The following is a 25,966-nucleotide window of genomic DNA, read 5'->3' as shown; positions in this document are numbered from 1 at the left end:
GCTAAATGACAGGCAAAAAAAAGACGCTTTTCAGCGTCTTTTTTTCGGAATATTGGTACTGAGGATGGGACTCGAACCCACAAGCCCGTTAGGGCACTACCACCTCAAGGTAGCGTGTCTACCAATTCCACCACCTCAGCACGACTACTTCTTATTTAGGGATATCACTGCTCGGCTGTACCGGAGCGGCTGGCTGACTTTGCTCGACTTTAGCCGGCGCATTCAGCGTTTCCCATTCACTTCCTTTATTGGTTTTGTTGGTATTGATGTTGCCCAACACCAGGCTGATGATGAAGAACAGTGTGCCCAGAATACCTGTTGTACGGGTCATGAAGTTACCAGAACCACTTGAACCGAACAGCGTACCCGAAGCGCCTGCACCAAATGAGGCTCCCATATCAGCGCCTTTACCTTGTTGCAGCATGATCATACCAACCAGGCTAATTGCCACAATAAGGAAAATAACTAAAAGAGCTTCGTACATAATCAACCTGTTCCTTGCGGTGTTGCCGCATCTCAATGCTTCAAACCAATTAAAGCGGGGCTGTTAGCGTTTCCCACTAGAAGCGGGTGTGAATACTAACCAAAGCGAATGACCTTCGCAAGGGCAATTTTAGCGCATTGTATCAAGTGCGGAAAAAAACAGCAAAAACGCTTTGTTTGCGCATAAAAAAGGCGGCAAAAGCCGCCTTTTTAGACACTTAACTTAGGTTAAACGGCCTTAACGGCATCGGCAATACGGTTTGCATAATCCACAACCAGAGCTTCGTCCTCACCTTCGACCATAACGCGAATAAGGGGCTCGGTTCCGGATTTTCGCAGCAGAACGCGACCACGATTTCCCAGAGCCGCTTCCACTTCAGCCGTAACAGCTTTTACGGACTCGGTTTCAAGCGGATCGTCGCTGCCTGCGGTGTAATGTACATTTACCAGAATCTGCGGAAACATTTTCATTCCACTACACAGGTCATGCAATGTCATGTGGTTACGTACCATTGCGGCAACGACTTGCAACCCGGCAACAATGCCATCACCCGTCGTGGTTTTATCGAGCAAGATGACATGCCCGGAATTTTCTGCACCAATGCGCCAGCCTTTTTCCTGCATCTTCTCCATGACGTAACGGTCGCCCACTTTTGCGCGGGTAAAGGGAATGCCCAGCTGTTTTAACGCCAGCTCAAGCCCCATGTTACTCATCAACGTCCCGACAGCGCCGCCACGTAGTTGCCCCTGACGCAACCCTTCACGCGCGATGATGTAGAGGATCTGATCGCCATCGACCTTATTTCCTTCATGATCGACCATGATGACCCGATCGCCATCGCCGTCGAAAGCTATCCCAAGATCGGCTTTCTCTGCAACAACACGAGCCTGTAAGGCGCGAACGTCGGTCGCCCCTACCTCTTCATTGATGTTGACGCCATCTGGCTCGCATCCCATAGCAATTACCTTCGCACCGAGCTCACGGAACACGCTCGGCGCAATGTGGTACGTCGCACCGTTGGCGCAGTCGACAACGATTTTGAGAGCATTGAGGTTTAGCTCATTTGGAAAGGTGGCTTTGCAAAATTCAATGTAACGACCAGCCGCATCAACGATACGGCTTGCTTTGCCAAGCTCTGCAGAATCCACGCAGGTGAGCTCTTTTTCCATTTCGGCTTCAATCGCTTCTTCGACCGCATCCGGTAATTTCGTGCCGTCGATGGAGAAGAACTTGATGCCATTATCATAAAACGGGTTGTGTGAGGCAGAGATAACGATACCGGCTTCAGCACGGAAGGTGCGGGTCAGGTAGGCCACAGCCGGCGTCGGCATAGGGCCTGTAAACGAAGCAGACAGTCCGGCAGCTGCAAGCCCAGCTTCCAAAGCTGATTCAAGCATATAGCCAGAAATACGGGTGTCTTTGCCGATAATGATTTTGCGTGAGCCGTGCCGTGCCAGCACTTTGCCCGCCGCCCAGCCTAACTTTAATACAAAATCGGGGGTGATCGGGGCATCGCCCACGCGACCACGAATGCCATCGGTACCAAAATATTTGCGATTACTCATAGCGTTTCTTTTCCTTCGCTGACAATGTGGCTTCGACCACCCGCATGGCTTCGACCGTCTCTTTTACATCATGAACCCGAATAATATGCGCGCCCTGCATCGCCGCAATCACGGCACAGGCCAGGCTGCCGTTTAGTCGCTCTGTAGGTCCTACGTTCAACAACTGACCTACCATCGTTTTACGCGACATTCCAACAAGCAGCGGTAGGTCAAAATGATGAAATTCAGCCAGACGGGCGAGCAGCGCATAGTTGTGGGAGAGATTCTTACCGAAACCAAATCCCGGGTCGAGCAACAATTTCTCTTTTGAGATACCCGCCTGTTCACAACGTGCAATCTGGTCAATAAAGTACTGGTTTACCTCAGCGAAGACGTCCTTATAGCGAGGTGCCTCCTGCATCGTCCGGGGCTCTCCCTGCATATGCATCAGACAGACGGGCAAACCGGTTTGCGCGGCTGCTTCCAGCGCCCCCGGCTGTGACAATGAACGAATATCATTGATAATATGAGCCCCAACCCTGGCTGATTCTTTGATCACTTCAGGTTTGGATGTATCCACTGAAATCCAGACTTCAAAACGTTGAGCAATAGCTTCAACCACCGGGATAACCCGCTCCAGCTCCTCTTCTACGCTGACATCCGCCGCGCCGGGTCGGGTCGATTCCCCGCCAATATCAACAATCGTAGCGCCTGCATTGATCATCAAATTAGCGTGCTTCACCGCATCAATCAGCGTGTTGTGTGTGCCACCATCCGAAAATGAGTCTGGCGTAACATTCAAAATTCCCATTACGTGCGGATGCGAAAGATCGAGGGCGGTGCCCTGTGCATGAAGTTTCATGGTTGAACCTGGTTTAATAAGTCAAAAAAGAAAAACCCCGGAGCATGCACCCCGGGGTTTCATCAGCAGAACCGATCATCAACAGCGGGTAACTTATTTATCACCCAGCTGTTCTGACATCGTATTACCTGGATTCGGCGTACGTGGTTCATCAACAGGACGTGGCGCACGAGGCGTACCATTACTGTCAGAATTGCTGGTACCGGGATCTTCCCAGCCAGCAGGCGGACGAACGTCACGGCGCGCCATGAGATCATCAATTTGCGGAGCATCAATGGTCTCGTACTTCATCAGCGCATCTTTCATCGCATGCAGGATGTCCATATTGTCATTCAGGATTTGACGAGCACGAGCATAGTTACGCTCGATAAGCGATTTCACTTCCTGATCGATGATACGCGCTGTTTCATCGGACATATGTTTGGCTTTCGCTACAGAACGGCCCAGGAAAACTTCACCCTCTTCTTCCGCATACAGCAGCGGACCGAGTTTGTCAGAGAAGCCCCATTGAGTCACCATGTTACGCGCCAGGTTAGTCGCCACTTTAATATCGTTGGACGCACCGGTAGAAACATGTTCCGCACCGTAGATGATCTCCTCTGCCAGACGACCACCGTACAGGGTCGAAATCTGGCTTTCCAGCTTCTGACGGCTGGCGCTGATAGCATCGCCCTCTGGCAGGAAGAAGGTCACACCCAGCGCACGACCGCGTGGAATAATCGTCACTTTGTGTACAGGATCATGTTCCGGTACCAGGCGACCAATAATGGCGTGGCCTGCTTCGTGATAAGCCGTGGACTCTTTCTGCGCTTCCGTCATCACCATGGAGCGACGTTCCGCACCCATCATGATTTTGTCTTTCGCTTTCTCGAACTCAACCATCGATACCACACGCTTGTTTCCGCGCGCAGCAAACAGGGCTGCTTCGTTTACCAGGTTCGCCAGATCGGCACCGGAGAAGCCAGGCGTACCACGTGCGATGATCGCAGCATCAATGTCCGGAGACAGTGGGACGCGACGCATATGCACTTTCAGGATTTGCTCACGACCGCGGACATCCGGCAAGCCAACCACAACCTGACGGTCGAAGCGGCCTGGACGCAGAAGCGCAGGGTCAAGCACGTCCGGACGGTTAGTCGCGGCAATCACGATAATGCCTTCGTTGCCCTCGAAACCATCCATCTCAACCAGCATCTGGTTCAGCGTTTGTTCACGCTCATCATGACCGCCACCCAGGCCCGCACCACGCTGGCGACCTACGGCGTCGATTTCATCGATAAAGATGATGCACGGCGCCGCTTTCTTGGCCTGTTCGAACATGTCACGCACACGAGATGCACCGACACCAACAAACATTTCCACAAAGTCAGAACCGGAGATGGTAAAGAACGGCACCTTCGCTTCACCCGCGATAGCTTTTGCGAGCAGGGTTTTACCTGTACCCGGAGGGCCGACCATCAGAACGCCTTTAGGGATTTTACCACCCAGCTTCTGGAAGCGGCTTGGCTCACGCAGATATTCAACGAGCTCACCCACTTCTTCTTTTGCTTCGTCACAGCCTGCAACGTCAGCAAAAGTGGTTTTAATCTGATCTTCAGTGAGCATACGCGCCTTGCTCTTACCGAACGACATGGCACCTTTGCCACCGCCGCCCTGCATTTGGCGCATAAAGAATATCCAGACCCCAATCAGCAACAGCATCGGGAACCAGGAGATAAAGATGGAAGTCAGCAGGCTAGGCTCTTCCGGCGGCTCGCCAACCACTTTGACGTTTTTAGTCAAAAGGTTATCAAGCAGTTTCGGATCGTTAACCGGGATGTAAGTCGTGTAACGGTTACTATCTTTCTTGGTAACGTTGATCTCACGTCCGTTGATACGCGCTTCGCGAACCTGGTCCTGATTGACCTCTTGCAGGAAGGTAGAGTAATCCACCTTACGGCCATTAGACTCGCTGGGCCCAAAGCTCTGGAATACTGACATCAGCACGACGGCAATGACCAGCCAGAGTATTAGGTTTTTCGCCATGTCACTCAAGGGATTAACCTCATATTACAACTGTGTTAAAAACAGCGGCAGGTTACTATAGTTTTCGCCCGGTCGCTACAATGTACACTTCGCGTGAACGGGCACGAGAAGAGTCCGGCTTACGAACTTTCACCTTCGTAAACAGAGAGCGAATTTCTCTTAGGTACTCATCAAATCCTTCGCCCTGAAACACTTTCACTAAAAAACTACCGCCTGGTGCCAGCACATCCCTACACATTCCCAGTGCCAGTTCAACCAGGTACATCGACCGGGGAATATCAACTGCCGGGGTACCGCTCATGTTTGGTGCCATATCAGACATGACAACTTGTACTTTATTGTCACCGACACGATCCAGTAACGCTTTAAGGACTAATTCATCACGAAAATCGCCCTGGAGGAAGTCCACACCAACGATTGGATCCATAGGTAAAAGATCGCAAGCGATAATGCGGCCCGTCCCACCGATTTGCGTCACGGCATATTGAGACCAACCGCCGGGCGCAGCGCCGAGATCGACTACGGTCATTCCCGGCTTAAAAAGTTTGTCACTTTGCTGTATTTCATCAAGTTTAAACCAGGCACGGGAACGTAACCCCTTTTTCTGTGCCTCTTGAACATATTTATCGCTAAAGTGTTCCTGAAGCCAGCGACTCGAGCTGGCAGAACGCTTTTTACCTGTCATTTAACATTCCGTCCGGGTTCATCATATACAGCAACGTAAAATTCCACGCAGCGATTTGGTGATATTAGGGAGATGGCGGTAGAATGACCCGTTTTCAATCCCAACGTAAGCAAAATATACGATGAATCTTAGTACTAAACAAAAACAGCACCTGAAAGGTCTGGCACATCCGCTCAAGCCAGTTGTTATGCTTGGCAACAATGGTCTGACCGAAGGGGTGCTGGCCGAGATCGAACAAGCGTTAGAGCACCATGAGCTTATCAAGGTCAAAATCGCTACCGAAGACCGCGAGAATAAAACCCTGATCGTGGAAGCTATCGTGCGCGAAACCGGCGCCTGTAATGTACAGGTCATCGGTAAAACGCTGGTGCTTTATCGTCCTGCTAAAGAGCGCAAAATCTCGCTACCGCGCTAAGGATATCCTTAATTGAACACAAAATCTGTGTAAAACGAGGGGTTTTCGACAGTAGACGAGCAAAATGCCATGCTCATGGAGTTGTTAAAAGGCCGCCATGCGGCCTTTTTCTTTTCTTTACAATACGTCAACAATCAACGAACGCGAAGCGATTACAGGTATTCAACCTTGATAATTTCAAATTCAACATCACCGCCAGGGGTACGGATATTAACGACATCGTCCTGTTCTTTGCCGACCAGACCGCGGGCAATCGGCGAGTTCACTGAAATAAGATTTTGCTTAAAGTCAGCTTCATCATCGCCGACGATACGGTAAGTCTGCTCTTCATCGTTGTCGAGATTGAGCACGGTAACCGTTGAGCCGAAAATAACGCGTCCGTTGTTTGGTATTTTCGAAATATCAATGACCTGAGCGTTAGACAATTTTGCCTCAATATCCTTGATTCGACCTTCGCAGAAACCCTGCTGTTCGCGTGCTGCGTGATATTCAGCATTCTCTTTCAAGTCGCCGTGTTCACGGGCTTCCGCAATGGCGGCAATGATTACCGGGCGACGCACGGACTTCAGATGGTCCAGCTCTTCACGAAGTTTTTCGGCACCACGTAAGGTCATCGGAATAGCTTGCATTTGTATACCTCTTAAACATTCCTGTAGGGAGCAGTTGTTCCGCCCCGGTTGCTATGTCTGACCAAAAAAAGCTCACAGCCCCGGGTCAGAAGCAAAAGAAAACTGACCCGGGGACAAAGCTCCAGGTCAGCGACAATTTTTCAATTTGATACGCATTTTAACCGGAAGTTCACTATGGGTCATCGTTTACTTTCCGGGTCGATGCACCGTAGTATGACGGCTTGTTTCCAGGCTGTTAGCGCGAGATTATGCGATTTTCCAGATTTATCATCGGATTGACCACCAGTATAGCCCTGAATGCCCAGGCCGCGAATGTCGACGAGTACATTAATCAGCTTCCTGACGGCGCGAACCTTGCGTTAATGGTACAAAAAGTGGGTGCCCAGGAGCCGGAGATAGATTATCACGGCAAGCAAATGGCGCTTCCGGCGAGTACGCAGAAAGTCATCACGGCGCTGGCTGCGTTACTGCAACTTGGTCCGGATTTCCGTTTTACGACGACCTTAGAGACTAAAGGCAACGTTAACAGCGGTACATTAAAAGGTGATCTTATTGCGCGATTTGGGGGTGATCCGACGCTAAAACGTCAGAACATTCGCAATATGGTCGCGATGCTGAAAAAATCGGGGATTGATAAAATCGACGGGAACGTACTGATCGATACCTCCGTTTTTGCCAGTCATGATAAAGCACCGGGCTGGCCCTGGAATGACATGACGCAGTGTTTCAGCGCACCACCCGCTGCCGCCATTGTCGATCGCAACTGTTTCTCCATCTCGCTTTACAGCGCGCAAAAAGCAGGGGATTTGGCTTTCATCCGCGTCGCCTCTTACTATCCCGTGAATATGTTTAGCCAGGTCAGGACGCTCGCACGCGGTTCAGCAGAAACCCAGTACTGTGAGCTTGATGTGGTGCCCGGCGATCTTAACCGTTACACATTAACGGGCTGCCTGCCGCAACGTGCGGAGCCACTTCCCCTTGCATTCGCAGTCCAGGACGGAGCCAGTTATGCGGGCGCTATCCTGAAGGCGGAACTCAAAGAGGCTGGCATTACCTATTCAGGCACTCTGTTACGCCAGACGCTGGTCAATGAACCCGGTACGGTCATTGCGACTACGCAGTCCCCTCCTTTACACGACTTACTTAAAATCATGCTGAAAAAATCGGACAATATGATTGCCGATACCGTCTTCAGGATGATTGGTCATGCACGCTTTGGGGTGCCTGGCACCTGGAGGGCCGGGTCAGATGCCGTCAGGCAAATTCTGCGCCAGCAGGCGGGCGTGGACATCGGCAATACCATTATCGCAGATGGTTCGGGCCTATCGCGCCATAACCTGATTGCGCCTTCTACGATGATGCAGGTCCTGCAATACATCGCGCAACACGATAGCGAACTTAACTACATCTCAATGCTGCCGCTCGCCGGCCATGACGGTTCATTGCAATACCGTGCGGGTCTGCACGAAGCGGGGGTCGATGGAAAGGTGTCGGCCAAAACGGGCTCGCTACAGGGGGTGTATAACCTTGCGGGCTTTATCACTACCTCAAGTGGGCAGAGAATGGCGTTTGTACAATACCTCTCTGGTTATGCTGTCGAGCCTGCCAATCAGCGTAATCGCCGCATCCCGCTGGTTCGTTTTGAAAGCCGCCTCTACAAAGATATCTATCAGAATAACTAATAAAAAAGCCGGGTAGCAGTCGCACTGCTTACCCGGCTTTTCATCAGACACTGATAGGATTTACACGTCCGGTATCAGATTAACGCTTATAGATAAATTCGACGCCTTCTTCGTCGTCCTCATCCCAGTCGTCATCGTCCAGATCGTCCTCTTCAATCTCGGCTTCTTCGAGTTGCTGGCGATGGTAATCATCCCACATAAACTCGACTTTCTCAGGCTGTTTGGCTTCCTGCGCTTTCTCCACCGGGTTTTCGATAATGAAGGTCATGACATCCCAGCAGAGCTCTTTCACCCCTTGCTGGCTGGCAGCGGAGATGAGATAAAACTCGCCTTCCCAGCCTAAAGCATCAGCGATCTCTTTTGCTTTTGCTTCCGCTGTCGCTTTGTCCATCAGATCAATTTTATTGAAAACCAGCCAACGCGGTTTAGCTGCCAGTTGCTCGCTGTATTTTTCCAACTCGCCCACAATAATGCGCGCGTTTTCAACCGGATCGGAGCCGTCGATAGGATCAATATCAATGAGATGCAGCAGGACGCGACAACGCTCAAGGTGTTTCAGGAATCGAATACCGAGTCCGGCACCTTCAGCAGCGCCTTCAATCAGTCCTGGAATATCGGCGACAACAAAGCTCTTTTCGTTGTCCATACGCACCACGCCCAGACTCGGAACAAGCGTGGTAAACGGGTAATCAGCTACCTTTGGCTTTGCCGCTGACACGGCGCGAATAAAGGTCGATTTACCGGCATTAGGCATACCCAGCATACCGACATCCGCCAGCAGCATTAGCTCCAGCGCTAATTCGCGTTTATCACCCGGAGTACCCATCGTTTTTTGGCGCGGTGTACGGTTAACAGAGGATTTAAAGCGGGTGTTACCCAGACCATGCCAGCCGCCTTTCGCCACCATCAAACGCTGACCATGGTTGGTCATGTCGCCCATGGTTTCGCCAGTGCCCTGATCAATTACGCGCGTTCCCATAGGCACTTTAATAATGACATCTTTGCCGCGCTTACCGGTGCAGTCGCGGCTCTGACCATTCTGACCACGCTCAGCACGGAAAGACTTTTCAAAACGGTAGTCTATCAGGGTGTTCAGGTTTTCGTCCGCTTCCAGCCAGACGTCACCACCATCGCCGCCATCGCCGCCATCAGGGCCACCATGCGGAATATATTTTTCGCGACGGAAGCTCACACAACCATTGCCACCATCACCTGCCACGACCAGAATGGTCGCTTCATCAACAAACTTCATTTTACTCTCCGTTACTCATTCGCCTGAGCGGGGCAAAGTGGCGATCACTTCACGCTTACGCCATCGTCCCCAGAGACGATGGCCAATGGCGGAATACATCGCTCCCGCAACCACGACAAACGCACCGAGATAACCGATAAGGTTTAACATCGGTCTGGCGAAAAAATCGGGCCAGGCCATTGATAATAAATCTGAAAATAGCAGCGTAAACAGGGGAGTAAGGGTAATTAACGCACTCACCTGCGCTGCCTGCCAGCGCGCCATGGCTTCCGCCAGCGCACCGTAACCTACCAGCGTGTTAAGGCCGCAAAAAATCAGGCATGCCACTTGCCAGCTACTCAGTTGCAAGACCACTTCCGGCTTCGCAAGGGGCAACAACGCTATTGTACACAAAGTGTACAGCAAAAAGAGGATCTGCTGTGAGGCCAGACGACGCAGTAAAATCTTCTGCGCCACCCCATAGCTCACCCAAACCGTTGCAGCACCCACGCCAAAAATTACACCCCATGTGTAGTCGGTCAGTCTGGTAAAAATTTCAATTAAACTGGTATTAAAAAAGAGCAACAGCCCACAAAGCAGCATTGTTGCACCCACCACCTGCGTACCGCGCATTTTCTCTTTTAAAATGACGACACTTGCTATCATCATTCCAACCGGAGAAAGCTGACCTATAACCTGTGATGCTGTGGGGCTCAGATATTGCAGGGAGGAGCTAAAAAGGATGAAGTTACCGAAAAGGCCACCGGTGGCGATTGCCAGCAAGAGCAACCAACGGGGCTTACGGAAAATACGCATGGGAGGCAGCTTGCGTTTACACGCTAAAATAGTACCAAGCCCTATTCCTGCCATTAAAAAGCGATAAAAGACCACCGTAGGAGGCTCCATCACTTCCAGCACTTGCTTCATCGCAATTGGCAATGCTCCCCAGCACATCGCGGTAGTCAGCGCCAAAAGGATACCAATGCCTGCCTGCTGTTTCATGCCCGTATTCCCTGTCAGAATTTCACCGGACTCTTAATGTAAAAAGCCCCGCAACACGTTGCGGGGCTTTAATCCGTTACCGGACCACGAAAAACTTACTCAGCAACAATGCTGATGTATTTACGGTTGTTCGGGCCTTTAACTTCGAATTTCACTTTACCGTCTGCTTTAGCAAACAGAGTGTGGTCCTTGCCGCAACCAACGTTAGAACCAGCGTGGAATTTAGTACCACGTTGACGAACGATGATGCTACCAGCCAGAACTGTTTCGCCGCCAAAGCGTTTTACGCCCAGACGTTTAGCTTCTGAATCGCGACCGTTACGAGTCGAGCCGCCAGCCTTTTTATGTGCCATTTAATCTGCTCCCCTGTCTTAAGCGCTGATGCCAGTGATTTTCACATCAGTGAACCACTGACGATGGCCCTGCTGCTTACGATAGTGTTTACGACGACGAAACTTAACAATTTTAACTTTCTCGCCACGACCGTGAGCAACGATTTCAGCTTTGATTACGCCGCCATCAACGAAAGGAACGCCGATTTTGACTTCTTCACCGTTTGCGATCATCAGAACTTCAGCGAACTCAATAGTTTCGCCAGTTGCGATGTCCAGCTTTTCCAGGCGAACGGTCTGACCTTCGCTTACTCGGTGTTGTTTACCACCACTTTGGAAAACCGCGTACATAAAAAACTCCGCTTCTGCGCACACCTTATGAATGATTAAGAGCGCGCTATAAATATTCACAATAGGGCGCGAATATTACGCAAAACGCGAGCCTTTGACAAGTGCTTGCATCACTCCATGAAGAAAAAAAACACAACCTGTACGGCAACGTTTATCTGTCGCGTTTTTTCAGTACAATCAGCAATACTATTCTAACCCGTAACCCTTCGTTATCCCATTTTGATATGTGGTAAACAGGACTGAAAGCCCGGCTTTTGCGATGAATTTAGAAAAAATCAATGAGTTAACCGCGCAAGATATGGCGGGTGTTAATGCGACAATCCTGCAGCAGCTCAACTCGGATGTTCAGTTAATCAACCAGTTGGGTTATTACATCGTTAGCGGTGGCGGTAAACGCATCCGTCCGATGATCGCCGTGCTTGCTGCAAGAGCGGTGGGATATGAAGGCAATGCGCATGTTACCATTGCTGCGCTGATCGAATTTATCCACACGGCAACGCTTCTTCATGATGATGTTGTGGATGAATCCGATATGCGGCGTGGAAAGGCGACGGCCAATGCCGCCTTTGGAAATGCGGCCAGCGTGCTGGTCGGTGACTTTATCTATACCCGTGCGTTTCAAATGATGACCAGCCTTGGTTCACTTCGTGTACTTGAGGTGATGTCAGAAGCGGTCAATGTCATTGCTGAAGGTGAAGTTCTGCAGTTGATGAACGTCAACGATCCGAACATCACTGAAGAAAATTACATGCGCGTCATTTACAGTAAAACAGCGCGTTTATTTGAGGCTGCGGCGCAATGTTCTGGCATGCTGGCAGCGTGCAGCCCCGCTCAGGAAAAAGCCCTTCAGGATTATGGCCGCTATCTGGGAACCGCGTTTCAGCTGATCGACGATCTTCTGGATTACAGCGCAGACGGCGAGACACTCGGAAAAAACACCGGCGATGATCTTAACGAAGGAAAGCCAACTCTCCCGCTACTTCATGCCATGCACAATGGTTCGCCTGAGCAGGCAGGCATGATTCGTGACGCGATTGAAAATGGCAATGGTCGACATCTGCTTGAACCTGTACTGCAGGCAATGGCGGAGTGCGGTTCTCTTGAGTGGACGCGCCAGCGTGCAGAAGAAGAGGCTGACAAAGCCATCAGCGCCTTGCAGATTTTGCCAGACTCCCCGTGGCGCGAGGCGCTTATCGGGCTGGCTCATATCGCCGTTCAACGCGATCATTAATGCTCCATCAACTTTCCCGTCATCCGACGGGAAAGTTTCAATAAGTTCTCATTAGCAAGCTCTCCGCCTCTTTTTCCACCTCAATATCTGAGCCTTGATAGAATCCTAAATTTAAAAATCTTACATGAACTTTTTAGAGCAATAGCTCTTATATGCGTATAGTAAATGCACAGACTTACTGTCATGTAGTAACAGGTTTTTTCCAGGGAGGAATGATGGAGAGTAAATTCATTGACTGGCACAATGCCGATATCATCGCCGGGCTGCATAAAAAAGGGACATCCCTGGCGGCGGAGTCGCGAAAAAATGGGCTGTCTTCTTCAACGCTCGCCAACGCGTTAAGTCGCTCCTGGCCGAAGGGTGAACTCATTATTGCCCGGGCACTGGAAACAGAGCCCTGGGTGATATGGCCCTCCCGCTATCATGATCCGGTGACGCATGAGTTCATAAACCGAACCAGCATGATGCGGAAAAAAAATATGAAATAAACAATAAAAAGCCCCTGTCAGAATTGAGAGGGGCTCTGTTGCGCGTGAACGATTATTCGCCTTTTACGCGTTCGATGTTTGCACCCAACGCACGCAGTTTGTCTTCAATGCGTTCATAGCCACGGTCGATGTGGTAAATGCGGTCAACAATGGTGGTACCTTCCGCAATACAACCTGCCAGCACCAGGCTTGCAGATGCGCGCAGATCCGTTGCCATTACCTGCGCCCCGGATAATTTTTCAACGCCGTAGCAGATTGCCGTATTGCTCTCGATTTCCGCGTGCGCGCCCATACGAATCAGTTCAGGAATGTGCATAAAGCGGTTTTCGAAAATCGTTTCGGTGATAACACCCGTCCCTTCGGCAACCAGGTTGAGCAGGGTGAACTGGGCCTGCATATCTGTAGGGAACGCCGGATGGGGTGCGGTACGAACGGTGACAGCCTTAGGACGTTTACCATGCATATCAAGGCTAATCCAGTCCTCACCCACTTCGATATCCGCCCCCGCTTCGCGCAGTTTAGCGAGAACGGCATCCAGCGTATCCGGCTGAGCGTTACGACATAAAATCTTGCCGCCCGAAATCGCGGCTGCGACCAGGAAGGTCCCCGTTTCGATACGATCCGGCAGCACGCTGTAGGTTCCCCCACCCAGACGTTCAACACCTTCAATCGTAATACGATCGGTACCCTGACCGGTGATTTTCGCGCCGAGCTCATTGAGGAAGTTCGCGGTATCAACAATTTCAGGCTCACGTGCCGCGTTTTCAATAACGGTCGTGCCTTCTGCAAGCGTTGCCGCAGAAAGAATAGTCACCGTTGCGCCTACGCTGACTTTATCCATCACAATGTGCGCGCCTTTAAGGCGGCCCTGCACGCTGGCTTTAACGTAACCTTCTTCCAGCTTAATCTCTGCGCCTAACTGCTCCAGACCCGTGATATGCAAGTCAACCGGGCGAGCGCCGATAGCACAGCCGCCGGGCAATGAAACCTGACCCTGACCGAAACGTGCGACCAACGGTCCCAGCGCCCAGATGGAAGCACGCATGGTTTTAACCAGATCGTAAGGGGCACAGAAAACATTAACCTTGCTCGCATCGATCCAAACGGATCCATTACGTTCCACTTTCATACCCAGCTGGCTGAGTAACTTCATGGTGGTATCGATGTCTTTCAGTTTCGGAACGTTGCGGATTTCTACCGGCTCTTCAGCCAGCAATGCGGCAAAGAGGATGGGCAGCGCGGCGTTTTTTGCGCCTGAAATTGTGACTTCGCCCTGGAGCCGTGTCGGCCCCTGTACACGAAACTTATCCATTCATCTGTTCTCTGTTAAAAATTCACACGCGCTGCGGGCCCGGGCCCGTAGCTCAAAAACCATTTAGCTTGCGATCGCGCGCCCAGTCCTGCGGCGTATACGTTTTGATCGACAGAGCGTGGATGCGGTTATCCGCAATGTATTCCGAAAGCGGGCCATAAACCGCCTGTTGCTGCTTGACGCGGCTCATCCCTTCGAATACCTCACCCACAGCAATAACCTGAAAGTGACTGCCATCGCCAGAGACGTGGGCTTCCTGGAGAGAGAGTGCATTCATCAGCACTGTCTGAATTTCATGATTTTCCATGGGCGTTAATTTCATCTGATAGTGAAAACAGCCCCACATCTTAGAGGAAAGTGGCGCGGTCTTAAATAAGCAAAAAGCCTCGTTGATAGATCAAACGAGGCTTTAAAGAGTAACGTACTGAAAAAATTAGCGAGGCAATACGTCCAGGGGCAAATTATACAGCTGCGCAAGCGTTCTCAGATTTTCGCTGATACCTTCAAGCGAAACCTGATGCCCCTGCTTTTTACCCAGGTCGATAAGATGGATGAGCAGGGCAACTCCAGCGGTATCAATCCGGGTAACGCCATTCAGGTCGATGCAGGTTATGCCTTTCATCGCCTCAACGCGCGCTTCCCACAAGGGATTTAATACGTCCTGATCAATTTCACCCTGCACGACCAGCTTTTCGCCGTCCCGCGCCCAGCTAAGCGGAGCGGTCATTATTTTTTCTCATCCAGTGTGATTTTCTGACGAGAAATAGACTGTAACTGCGCGGTCAGACCGTCAACGCCTTTGGTGCGTAACAAATCACTCCATTCATTCTGCTTCGTCGTTATCATGCTCACGCCTTCAGCAATCATGTCATAAGCCTGCCAGTTACCCGTTTGGGTATTTTTACGCCACTGGAAATCAAGACGTACAGGCGGTCGACCATTCGGATCGGTAATAGTGACGCGGATAGGAATAATAGAGGCGTCACCGAGCGGTTTTTCTGGTGCGATCTGATAGCCCTGCCCATGATAAAGCGCCAGCGCCTGCCCATAAGCCTGCTTGAGATATTCGCGGAACGCGGCAAAGTAAGCTTCACGCTGCGCCGGGGTCGCCTCTTTGTAATAACGTCCCAGTACCAGTGCGCCGGCATATTTCACCTGCACATAAGGCAACAGCTCCTGATCCACCACATCACGCAGATAGTCAGGGTTTGCGCGAATCTTCGGCTGCTCATTTTTAAGACGATCAAAGGTTTTTTGCGCGGCTTCCTGCATTGCTTTATACGGGTTGCTCTGTTCTACGGCGTTGGCAAGCCCCAGGGGGGCAATGACCAGCATGGCAACCATTAATAGACGTTTAAACATGCGTCAATTCTCCTCGTTAATTCATCGAACCCGCGGACGGTGCGGTAGAAGTATCGTCCTGCTGTTGCGGCTGAGCATCGCCGGAACTCTTATTGTCACTTCCCTTACTGCTGTAAAGGAATTGTCCGATCAGATCCTCAAGCACCATCGCGGATTTTGTATCCTGGATAGTACTGCCTTCTTTAAGCATAGATGTTCCGAGCTCAGGATCTTCAAAACCCACATTCAGTGCCAGATATTGCTCACCCAACAACCCTGACGTACGAATCGCTAATGAGCTGGTGTCCGGGATCTGGTTGTATCGCTCTTCGATATCCAGCGAAACACGAGGCAGATAGGTCTTCGGATCAAGTTCGATGTCTGCAACACGCCCGACTACCACTCCGCCAATACGAACCGGTGAGCGCGCCTTCAGGCCGCCGATGTTATCGAAGGTCGCATAAATACGGTAAGTTGGCTCTGTACGCATCGAGGCAACATCTGCCGCTTTCAGACAGATGAAGAGCGCAGCCAGCAGCGCGACCAAAACAAAAATGCCAACCCAAATTTCACTTTTCTTTGTTTGCATGAACTCAATTCCCAAACATCAATGCGGTGAGCACAAAATCAAGGCCAAGGACAGCCAGTGAAGAATGCACAACGGTACGTGTTGTCGCCCGGCTAATCCCGGCAGAAGTCGGAATCGCATCGTAACCATTGAATAATGCAATCCAGGTTACAGTAATGGCGAAGACGACACTTTTAATCAGACAGTTAATCAGATCCAGACGCCAGTCGACGGCATCCTGCATTGCCGACCAGAAGAAGCCAGAGTCGATTCCTTTCCAGTTGACCCCGACCAGCGAACCGCCCCAGATCCCGACAGCAACAAAAATAATGGTCAACAACGGCAGGGAGATGATACCGGCCCAAAAGCGCGGCGCGATGACGCGGCGCAGCGGGTCCACCGCCATCATCTCAAGGCTGGAAAGCTGTTCGGTTGCACGCATAAGACCAATTTCAGCCGTGAGTGCAGAACCAGCGCGACCCGCAAACAGCAGTGCGGCAACCACCGGCCCCAGTTCACGGAGAAGCGAGAGCGCCACCAGCATGCCAAGGCTGGTTTCTGCGCTGTAGGTTGTGAGCACCAGGTAACCCTGTAAGCCCAACACCATGCCGATAAACACGCCGGAAACCAAAATAATGAGCATCGATAAGACACCCACGTGGTAGAGCTGGCGTACCAGCAACGGCGTATGCTTGCGGAACTCGGGTTTGCCAACGAGGGCATTAAATAACATTAAACCGGCGCGCCCAAACGTCGCGATCGTTTTGATCCCGCGATGGCCAAACGACGCCAGTGCTTCAAGCAGCATGAGTGGCTTAACTCCCTGTCTCTAATAAATCGAATTGATATTGACCAGCGGGATAACGGAAGGGAACCGGCCCATCAGCGATGCCGTCAAGAAACTGACGAACCCGTGGATCGCCATTCTCTTGCAGCCCCTGAGCGCTACCATGAGCAACAATTTTTTTATCCGCAACGATATACGCGTAGTCAGCAATGCTCAGGACTTCCGGCACATCATGCGAGACAACGATACAGGTCACACCCAGGACGCTGTTTAAGTCGGAAATCAGTTTGACCAGCACGCCCATAGTAATGGGGTCCTGCCCGACAAAAGGTTCGTCGAACATGATCAAATCCGGCTCAAGCGCGATGGCGCGTGCCAGTGCCGCACGACGCGCCATCCCGCCGGAGAGTTCTGATGGCATCAGTTTGGCTGCGCCACGTAAGCCAACCGCTTCAAGTTTCATCATCACCGTACTTCTGAGCAGCGGCTCAGGCAGGTTGGTATGTTCACGCAAGGGGTAAGCCACATTTTCAAATACGGTGAGATCGGTAAAGAGCGCGCCGGATTGAAATAACATACTCATTCTTTTTCTTACGGTGAACAGCCGGGAGCGCCCCATCTCCGGAATATTTTCACCATCAAAAAGGATCTCTCCCTTATCGGGGGGGATCTGGCCGCCTATAAGACGTAAAAGCGTCGTCTTACCAATCCCGGATGGCCCCATGATCGCAGTGATCTTTCCACGTGGCACCGTCAATGAAATATCAGTAAAAATAGGACGGTTACTACGTGAAAAACTCACGCCACGGATATCAACGAGGTTCGCCGCTGTCTGGCTCATTCTTTCATCCTTATAAGCCCTGCCGGGTATTGCATCATGGTCGATAACATCAAGAACCCAACATTTTTACAGAATATTACCTGCTTGAGTTAGCGAAAGCTGGCATTTGTTTTACTTTTGAGCCGCATAAAGTCAAAATTAAGACTTCATTACGCCGCTCTACATTCCCGGTTTTCCCGGCGATCGCAGCCTGCGGACCGGCAGATTATACCTTAAGAAAGGATGTTAGATGCTTTTAGCGACGGCGCTATTAATAATTGGTTTACTTTTGGTGGTCTACAGCGCCGATCGCCTGGTATTTGCAGCCTCAATCATGTGCCGAAATCTGGGGATACCACCGCTGCTGATTGGCATGACGGTGGTCAGCATTGGCACCTCTTTACCGGAAATTATCGTTTCGGTGGCCGCGTCCCTGCATGGTCAGCTCGATTTGGCGATTGGCACGGCTATTGGCTCTAACATCACCAACATTCTTCTGATTTTGGGCCTCGCCGCATTTTTACATCCATTTACCGTCCATTCCGATATCTTACGCCGTGAGTTACCGCTAATGTTGATCGCCAGCCTGCTGGCAGGGCTGGTTCTGTTTGATGGGCAACTCTCCAGAACAGAAGGCTTTTTTTTACTGCTTCTTGCCGTGCTCTGGCTGGTATTCATTGTTAAAATCGCCCGTCTGGCCGAGCGTCAGGGGAACGACAGCCTGACACGAGAACAGCTGGCTGAGTTACCGCGCGGCGGTAGCCTGTCGGTCGCGTTTCTCTGGCTGGGGGTCGCGCTGATTATCATGCCTATGGCTACCCGGATGGTGGTTGATAATGCCACTGTCATGGCGAATTATTTTGCCATGAGTGAGCTAACCATTGGCCTGACGGTGATAGCAATAGGTACGGGATTGCCAGAACTCGCAACCGCCATCGCCGGGACGCGTAAAGGGGAAGACGATATTGCCATCGGTAATATCATCGGCTCGAATATATTCAACATCACGTTAGTGCTGGGGCTGCCCGCCTTGATTGCCCCTGGCACATTTAGCCCTCTCGCCTTTTCGCGGGATTACGGCGTCATGCTGCTGGTGAGCATTATCTTCGCCTTTATCTGTTGGCGACGTAAGCAACAGTCTGGCAGAGGGCCGGGGGCACTGTTGTTGGCAGGATTCTTTATATGGCTGGCGTTGTTGTTCTGGGTAACGCCACGGTTGACGGGCTAGGTGGAGACGCATTATGTCGCTTATTGATCTGGAACCAGGGTTTGATTTTCAGCAAGCCGGGCGAGACGTTCTTAACGTTGAGCGTGAAGGCCTTGCGCATCTCGATCAGTACATCAATCAGGATTTTGCATTAGCCTGCGAGAAAATATTCTACTGCAGCGGCAAAGTGGTAGTGATGGGGATGGGTAAATCCGGTCATATCGGCAGAAAAATGGCGGCCACTTTTGCCAGTACGGGCACCCCCTCGTTTTTTGTGCATCCCGGCGAAGCCGCACATGGCGATTTGGGCATGGTTGGCGCACAGGATGTGGTAATTGCGCTCTCTAATTCGGGTGAGTCAAATGAGATTCTTGCCCTTATTCCGGTATTAAAGCGACTGAACGTTTATCTGATTTGCATGACCAGCCGACCGGACAGCAGCATGGGTCGGACTGCGGATATCCATTTGTGCGTAAAAGTACCCAGAGAAGCCTGCCCGCTTGGCCTGGCACCTACCTCCAGCACCACGGCCGCTTTAGTGATGGGTGATGCACTCGCAGTCGCACTGCTGAAAGCACGTGGATTCACTGCCGAGGACTTTGCCCTTTCGCACCCCGGCGGGGCGTTGGGTCGTAAACTGCTTCTGCGCGTTCACGATATTATGCACACGGGTGATGAAATCCCTCATGTGAGCAAAGAGGCATCGCTTCGTGACGCGTTGCTGGAGATTACCCGTAAAAATCTTGGCTTAACGGTCATTTGCAACGACCTGATGAAAATCGAAGGCATTTTTACTGATGGTGATTTACGGCGCGTCTTTGATACAGGTGCAGACGTCCGTAACCTCGGCATCGCTGACGTGATGACCCCAGGCGGCATACGCGTCAGACCTGATATGTTGGCTGTTGAAGCCCTGAATTTGATGCAATCCCGCCATATCACCTCCGTCCTGGTTGCCGATGGCGACCAACTGCTGGGTGTGGTACATATGCATGATTTGCTGCGCGCGGGCGTAGTATAAAAAAGGATGAAATAATGAGTAATGTTGGTGCGTCGCTTGCAACCTGCTACGGTCCCGTTAGCACACAGATTATGGCGAAGGCAGAAAAAATCAGGCTGTTAATTCTTGATGTTGATGGTGTTTTATCTGACGGTCTCATCTACATGGGAAACGACGGTGAAGAGTTAAAGGCGTTTAATGTTCGTGATGGGTATGGCATCCGCTGTGCATTAACGTCAGGCATTGAGGTAGCCATCATTACCGGGCGTAGAGCTAAACTGTTAGAAAATCGCTGTGAAACCCTGGGCATTACACATCTTTACCAGGGGCAATCGGACAAATTGCTGGCGTACCGCGAGCTTTTAACCAAACTTTCCTTACAACCTGAGCAGATTGCTTATGTGGGCGATGATCTGATCGACTGGCCGGTCATGGCGGAAATTGGTCTGAGCGTTGCCGTCGCCGATGCCCATCCGCTTTTGATTCCGCGCGCGGACTATGTCACGCGTATCGCTGGTGGGCGGGGGGCTGTACGTGAAGTCTGCGATTTATTATTACTCGCGCAAGGTAAACTTGATGAGGCCAAAGGGCAATCGATATGAGTAAAACCCGACGTTGGGTCATCATTTTGCTGGCACTTATCGTCCTGGTACTGATTGGTGTGAATCTGGCTGACCGGGAATCTCTGGCGCCGGTGAGCACAAACAGCAGCGATCCAACTTATAAAAGTGAGCACACCGACACGGTGGTATACAGCCCCGAGGGTGCACTGAATTATCGACTGATTGCCGAGCATGTAGAGTATTTTTCTGCTGAAGCCATCACATGGTTCACCCAACCTGTATTGACGACATTTGATAAAGATAAAATTCCAGGATGGTCCATTAAGGCCGATAAAGCAAAGTTAACCAATGACCGAATGCTTTATCTTTATGGCCATGTTGAAGTTAACGCGCTGACGCCAGACGCTCAGTTGCAAAAAATTACGACGGATAACGCCCAGATAAATCTGGTCACGCAGGATGTGACCTCCGATGACCAGGTGACGTTATACGGAACAACATTTAATTCCACCGGCCTGAAAATGCGCGGCAACTTACGCAGCAAAACCGCAGAGCTGATTGAAAAGGTTAGAAGCTCATATGAAATTCAAAACAAACAAACTCAGCCTTAATGTTGTCCTGGCCAGTGCCCTCTTTGCTGCCAGCCTACCGGCGCTGGCAGTGACCGGCGACACCGATCAACCTATTCACATCGACTCGGACCAACAGTCGCTGGACATGCAAGGCAATGTGGTGACCTTTACCGGTAATGTTATCGTCACCCAGGGTACTATCAAGATCAACGCCGATAAAGTGGTGGTGACCCGGCCCGGTGGACAGCAAGGTAAAGAGGTCATTGATGGCTTCGGCAACCCTGCCACCTTTTATCAGTTGCAGGACAATGGCAAACCCGTGAAAGGCCATGCCTCGCAGATGCATTACGAACTGGAAAAAGACTTTGTGATTCTGACGGGTAATGCTTATCTCGAGCAGCTTGATAGCAACATTAAAGGCGACAAAATCACCTATCTGGTGAAAGAACAAAAAATGCAGGCGTTTAGCGAGAAAGGTAAACGCGTGACAACGGTTCTGGTACCGTCTCAGTTGCAGGATAAGAGCAACAATCAGAATCCGGCCCCGGCGCAAAAAAAGAGTAATTAATTCGTTATGGCAACATTAACTGCAAAGAATCTCGCTAAGGCCTATAAAGGCCGCCGTGTTGTGGAAGACGTGAGCCTGACCGTGAATTCAGGTGAAATTGTTGGCCTGCTTGGCCCGAACGGGGCGGGTAAAACCACCACCTTTTACATGGTCGTGGGTATTGTGCCGCGGGATGCTGGCAACATCATTATCGATGATGAAGACATAAGCCTGTTACCGCTGCATGCGCGCGCGCGTCGCGGTATTGGCTATCTGCCTCAGGAGGCGTCTATTTTCCGCCGCCTCAGTGTCTTCGATAATCTGATGGCAGTGCTGCAAATTCGCGATGATCTCAGCGCAGAACAGCGTATGGACAGAGCCAATGAGCTGATGGAAGAGTTCCACATTGAGCACCTTCGCAATAACCTGGGGCAGGCATTATCCGGCGGTGAGCGTCGTCGCGTAGAGATCGCCCGCGCACTGGCGGCCAATCCTAAATTTATTCTGCTGGATGAGCCGTTTGCAGGCGTCGACCCGATTTCCGTTATTGATATCAAACGCATTATCGAGCATTTGCGTGATAGTGGGCTCGGCGTGTTAATTACCGACCATAACGTACGAGAAACTCTGGCGGTCTGTGAGCGTGCTTATATCGTAAGCCAGGGCCACTTAATCGCCCACGGTACGCCGCAGCAAATCCTTGAAGACGAACACGTTAAGCGCGTATATCTTGGGGAAGACTTCAGACTCTGATAGGGTAGAGTTTATTGACGTGTTTAGTCGGAGAAGACTGCTCTGAATATGAAGCAAGGTTTGCAATTAAGGCTTAGCCAACAGCTGGCCATGACGCCGCAGCTGCAACAGGCTATTCGTCTGTTACAGCTGTCTACGTTGGAACTTCAGCAAGAACTTCAGCAGGCGCTGGAGAGTAACCCATTGCTGGAACAAACCGATCTTCATGAAGAAGTGGATACACAACAGTCTCAGGATAACGAAAGTCTCGACACCGTAGACGCACTCGAACAAAAAGAGATGCCCGACGAATTGCCCCTCGACGCCAGTTGGGATGAGATTTACACGGCGGGCACACCTTCCGGCAGCAGTACCGATTACATTGACGATGAATTACCGGTTTATCAGGGTGAAACCACGCAGTCATTGCAGGATTACCTGATGTGGCAGGTGGAGCTCACCCCCTTTTCAGACACAGACCGGGCCATCGCAACATCGATTGTCGATGCCGTAGATGACACTGGCTACCTGACCGTGTCACTGGAAGATATCCTCGACAGTATGGGCGACGAGGACATAGGCCTTGATGAAGTCGAAGCGGTACTTAAGCGCATTCAGCGTTTCGACCCGGTAGGGGTAGCGGCAAAAGATCTGCGTGACTGCCTGCTTATCCAGCTTTCCCAGTTTGCAAAAGAGACACCGTGGCGCGAGGAAGCTCAGCTCATTATCAGCAATCACCTTGATCTGCTTGCGAACCATGACTTCCGCACCCTGATGCGTGTCACTCGCCTGAAAGAGGACGTACTGAAAGAAGCGGTGAATCTGATTCAGTCGCTCGATCCGCGTCCAGGTCAGTCGATCCAGACAGGGGAACCTGAGTATGTCATTCCGGATGTGCTGGTTCGCAAACATAATACGCGCTGGGTCGTCGAACTGAACGCCGACAGTATTCCGCGTCTGCAAATTAACCAGCACTATGCCGCCATGTGTGGTGGGGCACGAAACGATGCGGATACCCAGTTTATTCGCAGTAATTTGCAGGATGCCAAGTGGCTTATAAAGAGCCTGGAGAGCCGTAACGATACTCTGTTACGGGTCAGTCGCTGTATCGTCGAACAGCAGCAAGCCTTCTTCGAACAGGGAGAAGAGTTCATGAAACCCATGGTGCTGGCTGATATTGCCCAGGCGGTGGAGATGCATGAATCGACCATCTCCCGTGTCACAACTCAGAAATACCTTCATAGTCCACGGGGTATTTTTGAACTCAAGTATTTTTTCTCCAGTCACGTGAGTACCGAAGGCGGAGGGGAAGCCTCCTCAACGGCCATACGTGCACTGGTGAAGAAATTAATCGCCGCAGAGAATCCTGCGAAACCATTGAGCGACAGCAAATTAACCTCCATGCTGTCCGATCAAGGTATCATGGTAGCGCGGCGAACCGTTGCAAAATACCGAGAGTCTTTATCCATTCCGCCGTCAAATCAGCGTAAACAGCTGGTCTGACCCAACCGATAAGGAAGACACTATGCAGCTTAACATCACAGGACAAAACGTCGAGATCACCGAAGCCCTGCGTGACTTTGTTAACACCAAATTCGCGAAACTCGAACAATACTTCGAGAGGATTAATCAGGTCTATATTGTGTTGAAAGTGGAGAAAGTGACTCATACCTCGGATGCGACTTTGCATGTCAATGGTGGTGAAATTCACGCCAGTGCGGAAGGTCAGGATATGTACGCTGCCATCGACGGTTTAATTGATAAACTGGCGCGTCAGCTGACAAAACATAAAGATAAACTGAAACAACACTAATTGTCCGGGCGGTCGTCTGGCGCGTAGCCCCCTACCGCAACCCGGTCGGGGGCTTATCTCCGACGACGCTTAGGTGAAATTATGATGAATAACGATTCCGCTCTCCAACTGAGCAATGTCCTTAACCAGGAATGTACCCGAAGTGGCGTTCACTGCCAGAGCAAAAAACGTGCCCTGGAGATAATCAGTGAACTTGCCGCAAAACAGCTGAGTCTGCCGCCCCAGGTCGTTTTCGAAGCCATTCTCACACGCGAGAAAATGGGCAGTACCGGTATTGGCAACGGGATAGCTATCCCTCACGGCAAACTGGAAGAAGACACCCTTCGCGCGGTAGGCGTGTTCGTACAGCTTGAAACGCCGATTGCCTTTGATGCCATTGATAATCAACCGGTTGATTTACTGTTTGCCCTGCTTGTTCCTGCCGACCAGACCAAAACGCACCTGCACACGCTGTCGTTAGTGGCGAAAAGACTGGCGGATAAAACGATTTGTCGTCGCCTGCGTTCTGCACAAAGCGACGAAGAACTGTATAAGATCATCACGCTGACAGAAGGCGAACAGGACGATGCATAACATTGTATTCACTGTTGCGCCAGGCGCTGTGAGGAGAAACTTTCCATGGTCCTGATGATCGTGAGTGGTCGTTCGGGTTCCGGCAAATCAGTCGCCCTGCGTGCGCTGGAAGACATGGGATTTTACTGTGTCGACAACCTGCCGGTCGTGTTGCTTCCTGAGCTGGCGAGAACGCTTGCCGACAGACAGACTTCCGCAGCCGTCAGCATCGACGTGCGTAATATGCCAGAATCACCGGAAATCTTTGAACAGGCGATGAGTAACCTGCCCGAAGAGTTCTCTCCCCAGCTCCTCTTCCTCGACGCAGACCGAAACACGTTAATTCGTCGCTACAGCGACACCCGCCGTCTGCACCCCCTTTCCAGTAAAAATTTATCGCTGGAAAGCGCCATTGATGAAGAGAGTAATTTACTCGAACCTTTACGCTCACGCGCTGACCTCATTGTTGATACCTCTGAAATGTCAGTCCATGAGCTGGCTGAAATGCTGCGTACCCGACTGCTCGGCAAGCGTGAACGTGAGCTGACGATGGTCTTCGAGTCTTTCGGCTTTAAGCACGGTATTCCCATCGATGCCGACTACGTTTTCGATGTCCGCTTTTTGCCAAACCCGCACTGGGACCCCAAGCTGCGCCCGATGACCGGCCTCGACAAACCCGTAGCGGCTTTCCTGGACAGGCATACTGAAGTCCACAACTTCATTTACCAGACCCGCAGCTATCTTGAGCTCTGGCTCCCGATGCTTGAAACCAATAACCGCAGCTACCTGACCGTCGCGATTGGTTGTACCGGTGGTAAACATCGCTCCGTCTATGTTGCTGAACAACTGGCTGATTATTTCCGCTCACGCGGGAAAAATGTTCAGTCCCGTCATCGTACGCTGGAAAAACGTAAAACATGACCGTAAAACAGACCGTCGAAATCACCAATAAGCTGGGGATGCATGCGCGCCCGGCAATGAAGCTGTTCGAACTGGTTCAGGGGTTTGATGCAGAGGTGCTGTTACGCAATGATGAAGGAACCGAGGCTGAAGCCAGCAGCGTCATTGCGTTGCTGATGCTGGATTCAGCCAAAGGGCGTCAAATCGAAATCGAAGCCAATGGTCCGCAGGAAGAAGAGGCGCTGGCAGCAGTTATCGCGCTGTTTAACGCCGGATTTGACGAAGAGTAAT

32 protein-coding genes and 1 tRNA gene are annotated in these 25,966 nt (G+C 51.1%); 15 read left to right on the top strand and 18 right to left on the bottom strand.

The window, feature by feature from the left end:
* Window positions 1-53: 53 nt before the first annotated feature.
* The 6 genes from KXR87_RS07995 to rlmE all read right to left on the bottom strand — a co-directional run bounded on the left by KXR87_RS07995 (window position 54) and on the right by rlmE (window position 5,600).
* A tRNA-Leu gene (locus tag KXR87_RS07995) sits at window positions 54-140 on the bottom strand.
* An 11-nt stretch (window positions 141-151) separates the two neighbouring features.
* Window positions 152-484, bottom strand: coding sequence for a preprotein translocase subunit SecG (gene secG / locus KXR87_RS07990; RefSeq protein ID WP_437431732.1), 333 nt, complete (start codon window positions 482-484; stop codon window positions 152-154).
* A 227-nt stretch (window positions 485-711) separates the two neighbouring features.
* Window positions 712-2,049 carry a phosphoglucosamine mutase gene (gene glmM, locus KXR87_RS07985; protein ID WP_437431731.1) on the bottom strand — a complete coding sequence of 446 codons (1,338 nt, stop codon included), beginning with the start codon at window positions 2,047-2,049 and terminating at the stop codon, window positions 712-714.
* Window positions 2,042-2,890, bottom strand: coding sequence for a dihydropteroate synthase (gene folP / locus KXR87_RS07980; RefSeq protein WP_437431730.1), 849 nt, complete (start codon window positions 2,888-2,890; stop codon window positions 2,042-2,044). The genes glmM and folP overlap by 8 nt, the downstream gene beginning before the upstream one ends.
* Before the next feature lie 93 nt (window positions 2,891-2,983).
* On the bottom strand, window positions 2,984-4,915 hold the full coding sequence (gene ftsH, locus KXR87_RS07975; protein ID WP_437431729.1) for an ATP-dependent zinc metalloprotease FtsH: 1,932 nt from the start codon (window positions 4,913-4,915) through the stop codon (window positions 2,984-2,986).
* A 55-nt stretch (window positions 4,916-4,970) separates the two neighbouring features.
* A complete protein-coding gene (gene rlmE, locus KXR87_RS07970) occupies window positions 4,971-5,600 on the bottom strand; it encodes a 23S rRNA (uridine(2552)-2'-O)-methyltransferase RlmE (protein ID WP_437431728.1) in 630 nt (209 codons plus the stop codon).
* A gap of 121 nt (window positions 5,601-5,721) precedes the next feature.
* On the opposite strand from rlmE, the gene yhbY reads away from it, so the two are divergent.
* The gene (yhbY, locus tag KXR87_RS07965) at window positions 5,722-6,015 is read left to right on the top strand and encodes a ribosome assembly RNA-binding protein YhbY (protein ID WP_437431727.1); all 294 of its coding nucleotides are present in this window, start codon (window positions 5,722-5,724) and stop codon (window positions 6,013-6,015) included.
* 152 nt (window positions 6,016-6,167) lie between these two features.
* Here the strand turns inward: yhbY and greA are convergent, their stop codons facing one another.
* Complete coding sequence (gene greA, locus KXR87_RS07960) at window positions 6,168-6,644, bottom strand: transcription elongation factor GreA (protein ID WP_437431726.1); 477 nt, start codon at window positions 6,642-6,644, stop codon at window positions 6,168-6,170.
* A 248-nt stretch (window positions 6,645-6,892) separates the two neighbouring features.
* On the opposite strand from greA, the gene dacB reads away from it, so the two are divergent.
* The gene (gene dacB, locus KXR87_RS07955) at window positions 6,893-8,326 is read left to right on the top strand and encodes a serine-type D-Ala-D-Ala carboxypeptidase (RefSeq protein ID WP_437431725.1); all 1,434 of its coding nucleotides are present in this window, start codon (window positions 6,893-6,895) and stop codon (window positions 8,324-8,326) included.
* A gap of 79 nt (window positions 8,327-8,405) precedes the next feature.
* Here the strand turns inward: dacB and cgtA are convergent, their stop codons facing one another.
* From cgtA to rplU, 4 genes are all read right to left on the bottom strand, one after another.
* A complete protein-coding gene (gene cgtA / locus KXR87_RS07950; protein WP_437431724.1) occupies window positions 8,406-9,578 on the bottom strand; it encodes an Obg family GTPase CgtA in 1,173 nt (390 codons plus the stop codon).
* A gap of 15 nt (window positions 9,579-9,593) precedes the next feature.
* Complete coding sequence (locus KXR87_RS07945; RefSeq protein WP_437431723.1) at window positions 9,594-10,559, bottom strand: DMT family transporter; 966 nt, start codon at window positions 10,557-10,559, stop codon at window positions 9,594-9,596.
* A gap of 95 nt (window positions 10,560-10,654) precedes the next feature.
* On the bottom strand, window positions 10,655-10,912 hold the full coding sequence (gene rpmA, locus KXR87_RS07940) for a 50S ribosomal protein L27 (RefSeq protein ID WP_064541895.1): 258 nt from the start codon (window positions 10,910-10,912) through the stop codon (window positions 10,655-10,657).
* An 18-nt stretch (window positions 10,913-10,930) separates the two neighbouring features.
* Window positions 10,931-11,242: a 50S ribosomal protein L21 gene (gene rplU / locus KXR87_RS07935; RefSeq protein ID WP_437431722.1), complete on the bottom strand. Its 312-nt coding sequence runs from the start codon at window positions 11,240-11,242 to the stop codon at window positions 10,931-10,933.
* 259 nt (window positions 11,243-11,501) lie between these two features.
* On the opposite strand from rplU, the gene ispB reads away from it, so the two are divergent.
* Both ispB and sfsB read left to right on the top strand, forming a co-directional pair.
* Entirely contained in the window at window positions 11,502-12,473 is a 972-nt protein-coding gene (gene ispB, locus KXR87_RS07930; RefSeq protein ID WP_437431721.1) for an octaprenyl diphosphate synthase, read from the top strand.
* A 215-nt stretch (window positions 12,474-12,688) separates the two neighbouring features.
* Window positions 12,689-12,961: a DNA-binding transcriptional regulator SfsB gene (gene sfsB, locus KXR87_RS07925; protein WP_437431799.1), complete on the top strand. Its 273-nt coding sequence runs from the start codon at window positions 12,689-12,691 to the stop codon at window positions 12,959-12,961.
* A gap of 52 nt (window positions 12,962-13,013) precedes the next feature.
* Here the strand turns inward: sfsB and murA are convergent, their stop codons facing one another.
* From murA to mlaF, 7 genes are all read right to left on the bottom strand, one after another.
* Complete coding sequence (murA, locus tag KXR87_RS07920; RefSeq protein ID WP_437431720.1) at window positions 13,014-14,273, bottom strand: UDP-N-acetylglucosamine 1-carboxyvinyltransferase; 1,260 nt, start codon at window positions 14,271-14,273, stop codon at window positions 13,014-13,016.
* Between the two features lie 52 nt (window positions 14,274-14,325).
* Complete coding sequence (gene ibaG / locus KXR87_RS07915; protein ID WP_437431719.1) at window positions 14,326-14,580, bottom strand: BolA family iron metabolism protein IbaG; 255 nt, start codon at window positions 14,578-14,580, stop codon at window positions 14,326-14,328.
* A 126-nt stretch (window positions 14,581-14,706) separates the two neighbouring features.
* A complete protein-coding gene (gene mlaB / locus KXR87_RS07910; RefSeq protein ID WP_437431718.1) occupies window positions 14,707-15,000 on the bottom strand; it encodes a lipid asymmetry maintenance protein MlaB in 294 nt (97 codons plus the stop codon).
* Window positions 15,000-15,635, bottom strand: coding sequence for a phospholipid-binding protein MlaC (mlaC, locus tag KXR87_RS07905; protein WP_437431717.1), 636 nt, complete (start codon window positions 15,633-15,635; stop codon window positions 15,000-15,002). Before mlaC ends, mlaB begins: the two co-directional genes overlap by 1 nt.
* Window positions 15,636-15,651: 16 nt before the next feature.
* Window positions 15,652-16,203 (bottom strand): outer membrane lipid asymmetry maintenance protein MlaD, encoded by a 552-nt coding sequence (mlaD, locus tag KXR87_RS07900; RefSeq protein WP_437431716.1) that lies wholly within the window; start codon window positions 16,201-16,203, stop codon window positions 15,652-15,654.
* 4 nt (window positions 16,204-16,207) lie between these two features.
* Window positions 16,208-16,990: a lipid asymmetry maintenance ABC transporter permease subunit MlaE gene (gene mlaE, locus KXR87_RS07895; RefSeq protein WP_437431715.1), complete on the bottom strand. Its 783-nt coding sequence runs from the start codon at window positions 16,988-16,990 to the stop codon at window positions 16,208-16,210.
* 7 nt (window positions 16,991-16,997) lie between these two features.
* Window positions 16,998-17,810, bottom strand: a complete 813-nt coding sequence (mlaF, locus tag KXR87_RS07890; RefSeq protein WP_437431714.1) for a phospholipid ABC transporter ATP-binding protein MlaF — start codon at window positions 17,808-17,810, stop codon at window positions 16,998-17,000.
* A 229-nt stretch (window positions 17,811-18,039) separates the two neighbouring features.
* Here mlaF and KXR87_RS07885 point away from each other — a divergent pair, with 229 nt between their 5' ends.
* The 11 genes from KXR87_RS07885 (at window position 18,040) to npr (ending at window position 25,965) form a co-directional block, all read left to right on the top strand.
* The gene (locus tag KXR87_RS07885; RefSeq protein WP_437431713.1) at window positions 18,040-19,017 is read left to right on the top strand and encodes a calcium/sodium antiporter; all 978 of its coding nucleotides are present in this window, start codon (window positions 18,040-18,042) and stop codon (window positions 19,015-19,017) included.
* A 13-nt stretch (window positions 19,018-19,030) separates the two neighbouring features.
* Window positions 19,031-20,017, top strand: a complete 987-nt coding sequence (kdsD, locus tag KXR87_RS07880) for an arabinose-5-phosphate isomerase KdsD (protein WP_437431712.1) — start codon at window positions 19,031-19,033, stop codon at window positions 20,015-20,017.
* Window positions 20,018-20,031: 14 nt separating this feature from the next.
* Window positions 20,032-20,598, top strand: a complete 567-nt coding sequence (kdsC, locus tag KXR87_RS07875) for a 3-deoxy-manno-octulosonate-8-phosphatase KdsC (protein WP_437431711.1) — start codon at window positions 20,032-20,034, stop codon at window positions 20,596-20,598.
* Window positions 20,595-21,170, top strand: coding sequence for an LPS export ABC transporter periplasmic protein LptC (lptC, locus tag KXR87_RS07870; RefSeq protein ID WP_437431710.1), 576 nt, complete (start codon window positions 20,595-20,597; stop codon window positions 21,168-21,170). Before kdsC ends, lptC begins: the two co-directional genes overlap by 4 nt.
* Window positions 21,139-21,699 (top strand): lipopolysaccharide ABC transporter substrate-binding protein LptA, encoded by a 561-nt coding sequence (gene lptA / locus KXR87_RS07865; RefSeq protein WP_437431709.1) that lies wholly within the window; start codon window positions 21,139-21,141, stop codon window positions 21,697-21,699. Before lptC ends, lptA begins: the two co-directional genes overlap by 32 nt.
* Before the next feature lie 6 nt (window positions 21,700-21,705).
* On the top strand, window positions 21,706-22,431 hold the full coding sequence (gene lptB / locus KXR87_RS07860) for an LPS export ABC transporter ATP-binding protein (protein ID WP_437431708.1): 726 nt from the start codon (window positions 21,706-21,708) through the stop codon (window positions 22,429-22,431).
* Window positions 22,432-22,479: 48 nt separating this feature from the next.
* Window positions 22,480-23,913 carry an RNA polymerase factor sigma-54 gene (gene rpoN / locus KXR87_RS07855; RefSeq protein WP_437431707.1) on the top strand — a complete coding sequence of 478 codons (1,434 nt, stop codon included), beginning with the start codon at window positions 22,480-22,482 and terminating at the stop codon, window positions 23,911-23,913.
* Between the two features lie 22 nt (window positions 23,914-23,935).
* Entirely contained in the window at window positions 23,936-24,223 is a 288-nt protein-coding gene (gene hpf / locus KXR87_RS07850; RefSeq protein ID WP_437431706.1) for a ribosome hibernation promoting factor, read from the top strand.
* 81 nt (window positions 24,224-24,304) lie between these two features.
* The gene (gene ptsN / locus KXR87_RS07845; RefSeq protein ID WP_437431705.1) at window positions 24,305-24,796 is read left to right on the top strand and encodes a PTS IIA-like nitrogen regulatory protein PtsN; all 492 of its coding nucleotides are present in this window, start codon (window positions 24,305-24,307) and stop codon (window positions 24,794-24,796) included.
* A 45-nt stretch (window positions 24,797-24,841) separates the two neighbouring features.
* The gene (rapZ, locus tag KXR87_RS07840; RefSeq protein ID WP_437431704.1) at window positions 24,842-25,696 is read left to right on the top strand and encodes an RNase adapter RapZ; all 855 of its coding nucleotides are present in this window, start codon (window positions 24,842-24,844) and stop codon (window positions 25,694-25,696) included.
* Window positions 25,693-25,965 carry a PTS phosphocarrier protein NPr gene (gene npr, locus KXR87_RS07835; RefSeq protein ID WP_437431703.1) on the top strand — a complete coding sequence of 91 codons (273 nt, stop codon included), beginning with the start codon at window positions 25,693-25,695 and terminating at the stop codon, window positions 25,963-25,965. The genes rapZ and npr overlap by 4 nt, the downstream gene beginning before the upstream one ends.
* Window position 25,966 lies beyond the last annotated feature (1 nt).

The organism is Yokenella regensburgei, from assembly GCF_051486985.1.
Taxonomy (GTDB): Bacteria; Pseudomonadota; Gammaproteobacteria; order Enterobacterales; family Enterobacteriaceae; genus CBFFRJ01.
This window is presented reverse-complemented; position numbering and strand designations above follow the sequence as displayed.

Coding starts and splice junctions, on each gene's coding strand:
- secG (WP_437431732.1), bottom strand. CDS start 484: ATGTACGAAGCTCTTTTAGTTATTTTCCTTATTGTGGCAATTAGCCTG.
- glmM (WP_437431731.1), bottom strand. CDS start 2,049: ATGAGTAATCGCAAATATTTTGGTACCGATGGCATTCGTGGTCGCGTG.
- folP (WP_437431730.1), bottom strand. CDS start 2,890: ATGAAACTTCATGCACAGGGCACCGCCCTCGATCTTTCGCATCCGCAC.
- ftsH (WP_437431729.1), bottom strand. CDS start 4,915: ATGGCGAAAAACCTAATACTCTGGCTGGTCATTGCCGTCGTGCTGATG.
- rlmE (WP_437431728.1), bottom strand. CDS start 5,600: ATGACAGGTAAAAAGCGTTCTGCCAGCTCGAGTCGCTGGCTTCAGGAA.
- yhbY (WP_437431727.1), top strand. CDS start 5,722: ATGAATCTTAGTACTAAACAAAAACAGCACCTGAAAGGTCTGGCACAT.
- greA (WP_437431726.1), bottom strand. CDS start 6,644: ATGCAAGCTATTCCGATGACCTTACGTGGTGCCGAAAAACTTCGTGAA.
- dacB (WP_437431725.1), top strand. CDS start 6,893: ATGCGATTTTCCAGATTTATCATCGGATTGACCACCAGTATAGCCCTG.
- cgtA (WP_437431724.1), bottom strand. CDS start 9,578: ATGAAGTTTGTTGATGAAGCGACCATTCTGGTCGTGGCAGGTGATGGT.
- KXR87_RS07945 (WP_437431723.1), bottom strand. CDS start 10,559: ATGAAACAGCAGGCAGGCATTGGTATCCTTTTGGCGCTGACTACCGCG.
- rpmA (WP_064541895.1), bottom strand. CDS start 10,912: ATGGCACATAAAAAGGCTGGCGGCTCGACTCGTAACGGTCGCGATTCA.
- rplU (WP_437431722.1), bottom strand. CDS start 11,242: ATGTACGCGGTTTTCCAAAGTGGTGGTAAACAACACCGAGTAAGCGAA.
- ispB (WP_437431721.1), top strand. CDS start 11,502: ATGAATTTAGAAAAAATCAATGAGTTAACCGCGCAAGATATGGCGGGT.
- sfsB (WP_437431799.1), top strand. CDS start 12,689: ATGGAGAGTAAATTCATTGACTGGCACAATGCCGATATCATCGCCGGG.
- murA (WP_437431720.1), bottom strand. CDS start 14,273: ATGGATAAGTTTCGTGTACAGGGGCCGACACGGCTCCAGGGCGAAGTC.
- ibaG (WP_437431719.1), bottom strand. CDS start 14,580: ATGGAAAATCATGAAATTCAGACAGTGCTGATGAATGCACTCTCTCTC.
- mlaB (WP_437431718.1), bottom strand. CDS start 15,000: ATGACCGCTCCGCTTAGCTGGGCGCGGGACGGCGAAAAGCTGGTCGTG.
- mlaC (WP_437431717.1), bottom strand. CDS start 15,635: ATGTTTAAACGTCTATTAATGGTTGCCATGCTGGTCATTGCCCCCCTG.
- mlaD (WP_437431716.1), bottom strand. CDS start 16,203: ATGCAAACAAAGAAAAGTGAAATTTGGGTTGGCATTTTTGTTTTGGTC.
- mlaE (WP_437431715.1), bottom strand. CDS start 16,990: ATGCTGCTTGAAGCACTGGCGTCGTTTGGCCATCGCGGGATCAAAACG.
- mlaF (WP_437431714.1), bottom strand. CDS start 17,810: ATGAGCCAGACAGCGGCGAACCTCGTTGATATCCGTGGCGTGAGTTTT.
- KXR87_RS07885 (WP_437431713.1), top strand. CDS start 18,040: ATGCTTTTAGCGACGGCGCTATTAATAATTGGTTTACTTTTGGTGGTC.
- kdsD (WP_437431712.1), top strand. CDS start 19,031: ATGTCGCTTATTGATCTGGAACCAGGGTTTGATTTTCAGCAAGCCGGG.
- kdsC (WP_437431711.1), top strand. CDS start 20,032: ATGAGTAATGTTGGTGCGTCGCTTGCAACCTGCTACGGTCCCGTTAGC.
- lptC (WP_437431710.1), top strand. CDS start 20,595: ATGAGTAAAACCCGACGTTGGGTCATCATTTTGCTGGCACTTATCGTC.
- lptA (WP_437431709.1), top strand. CDS start 21,139: ATGAAATTCAAAACAAACAAACTCAGCCTTAATGTTGTCCTGGCCAGT.
- lptB (WP_437431708.1), top strand. CDS start 21,706: ATGGCAACATTAACTGCAAAGAATCTCGCTAAGGCCTATAAAGGCCGC.
- rpoN (WP_437431707.1), top strand. CDS start 22,480: ATGAAGCAAGGTTTGCAATTAAGGCTTAGCCAACAGCTGGCCATGACG.
- hpf (WP_437431706.1), top strand. CDS start 23,936: ATGCAGCTTAACATCACAGGACAAAACGTCGAGATCACCGAAGCCCTG.
- ptsN (WP_437431705.1), top strand. CDS start 24,305: ATGATGAATAACGATTCCGCTCTCCAACTGAGCAATGTCCTTAACCAG.
- rapZ (WP_437431704.1), top strand. CDS start 24,842: ATGGTCCTGATGATCGTGAGTGGTCGTTCGGGTTCCGGCAAATCAGTC.
- npr (WP_437431703.1), top strand. CDS start 25,693: ATGACCGTAAAACAGACCGTCGAAATCACCAATAAGCTGGGGATGCAT.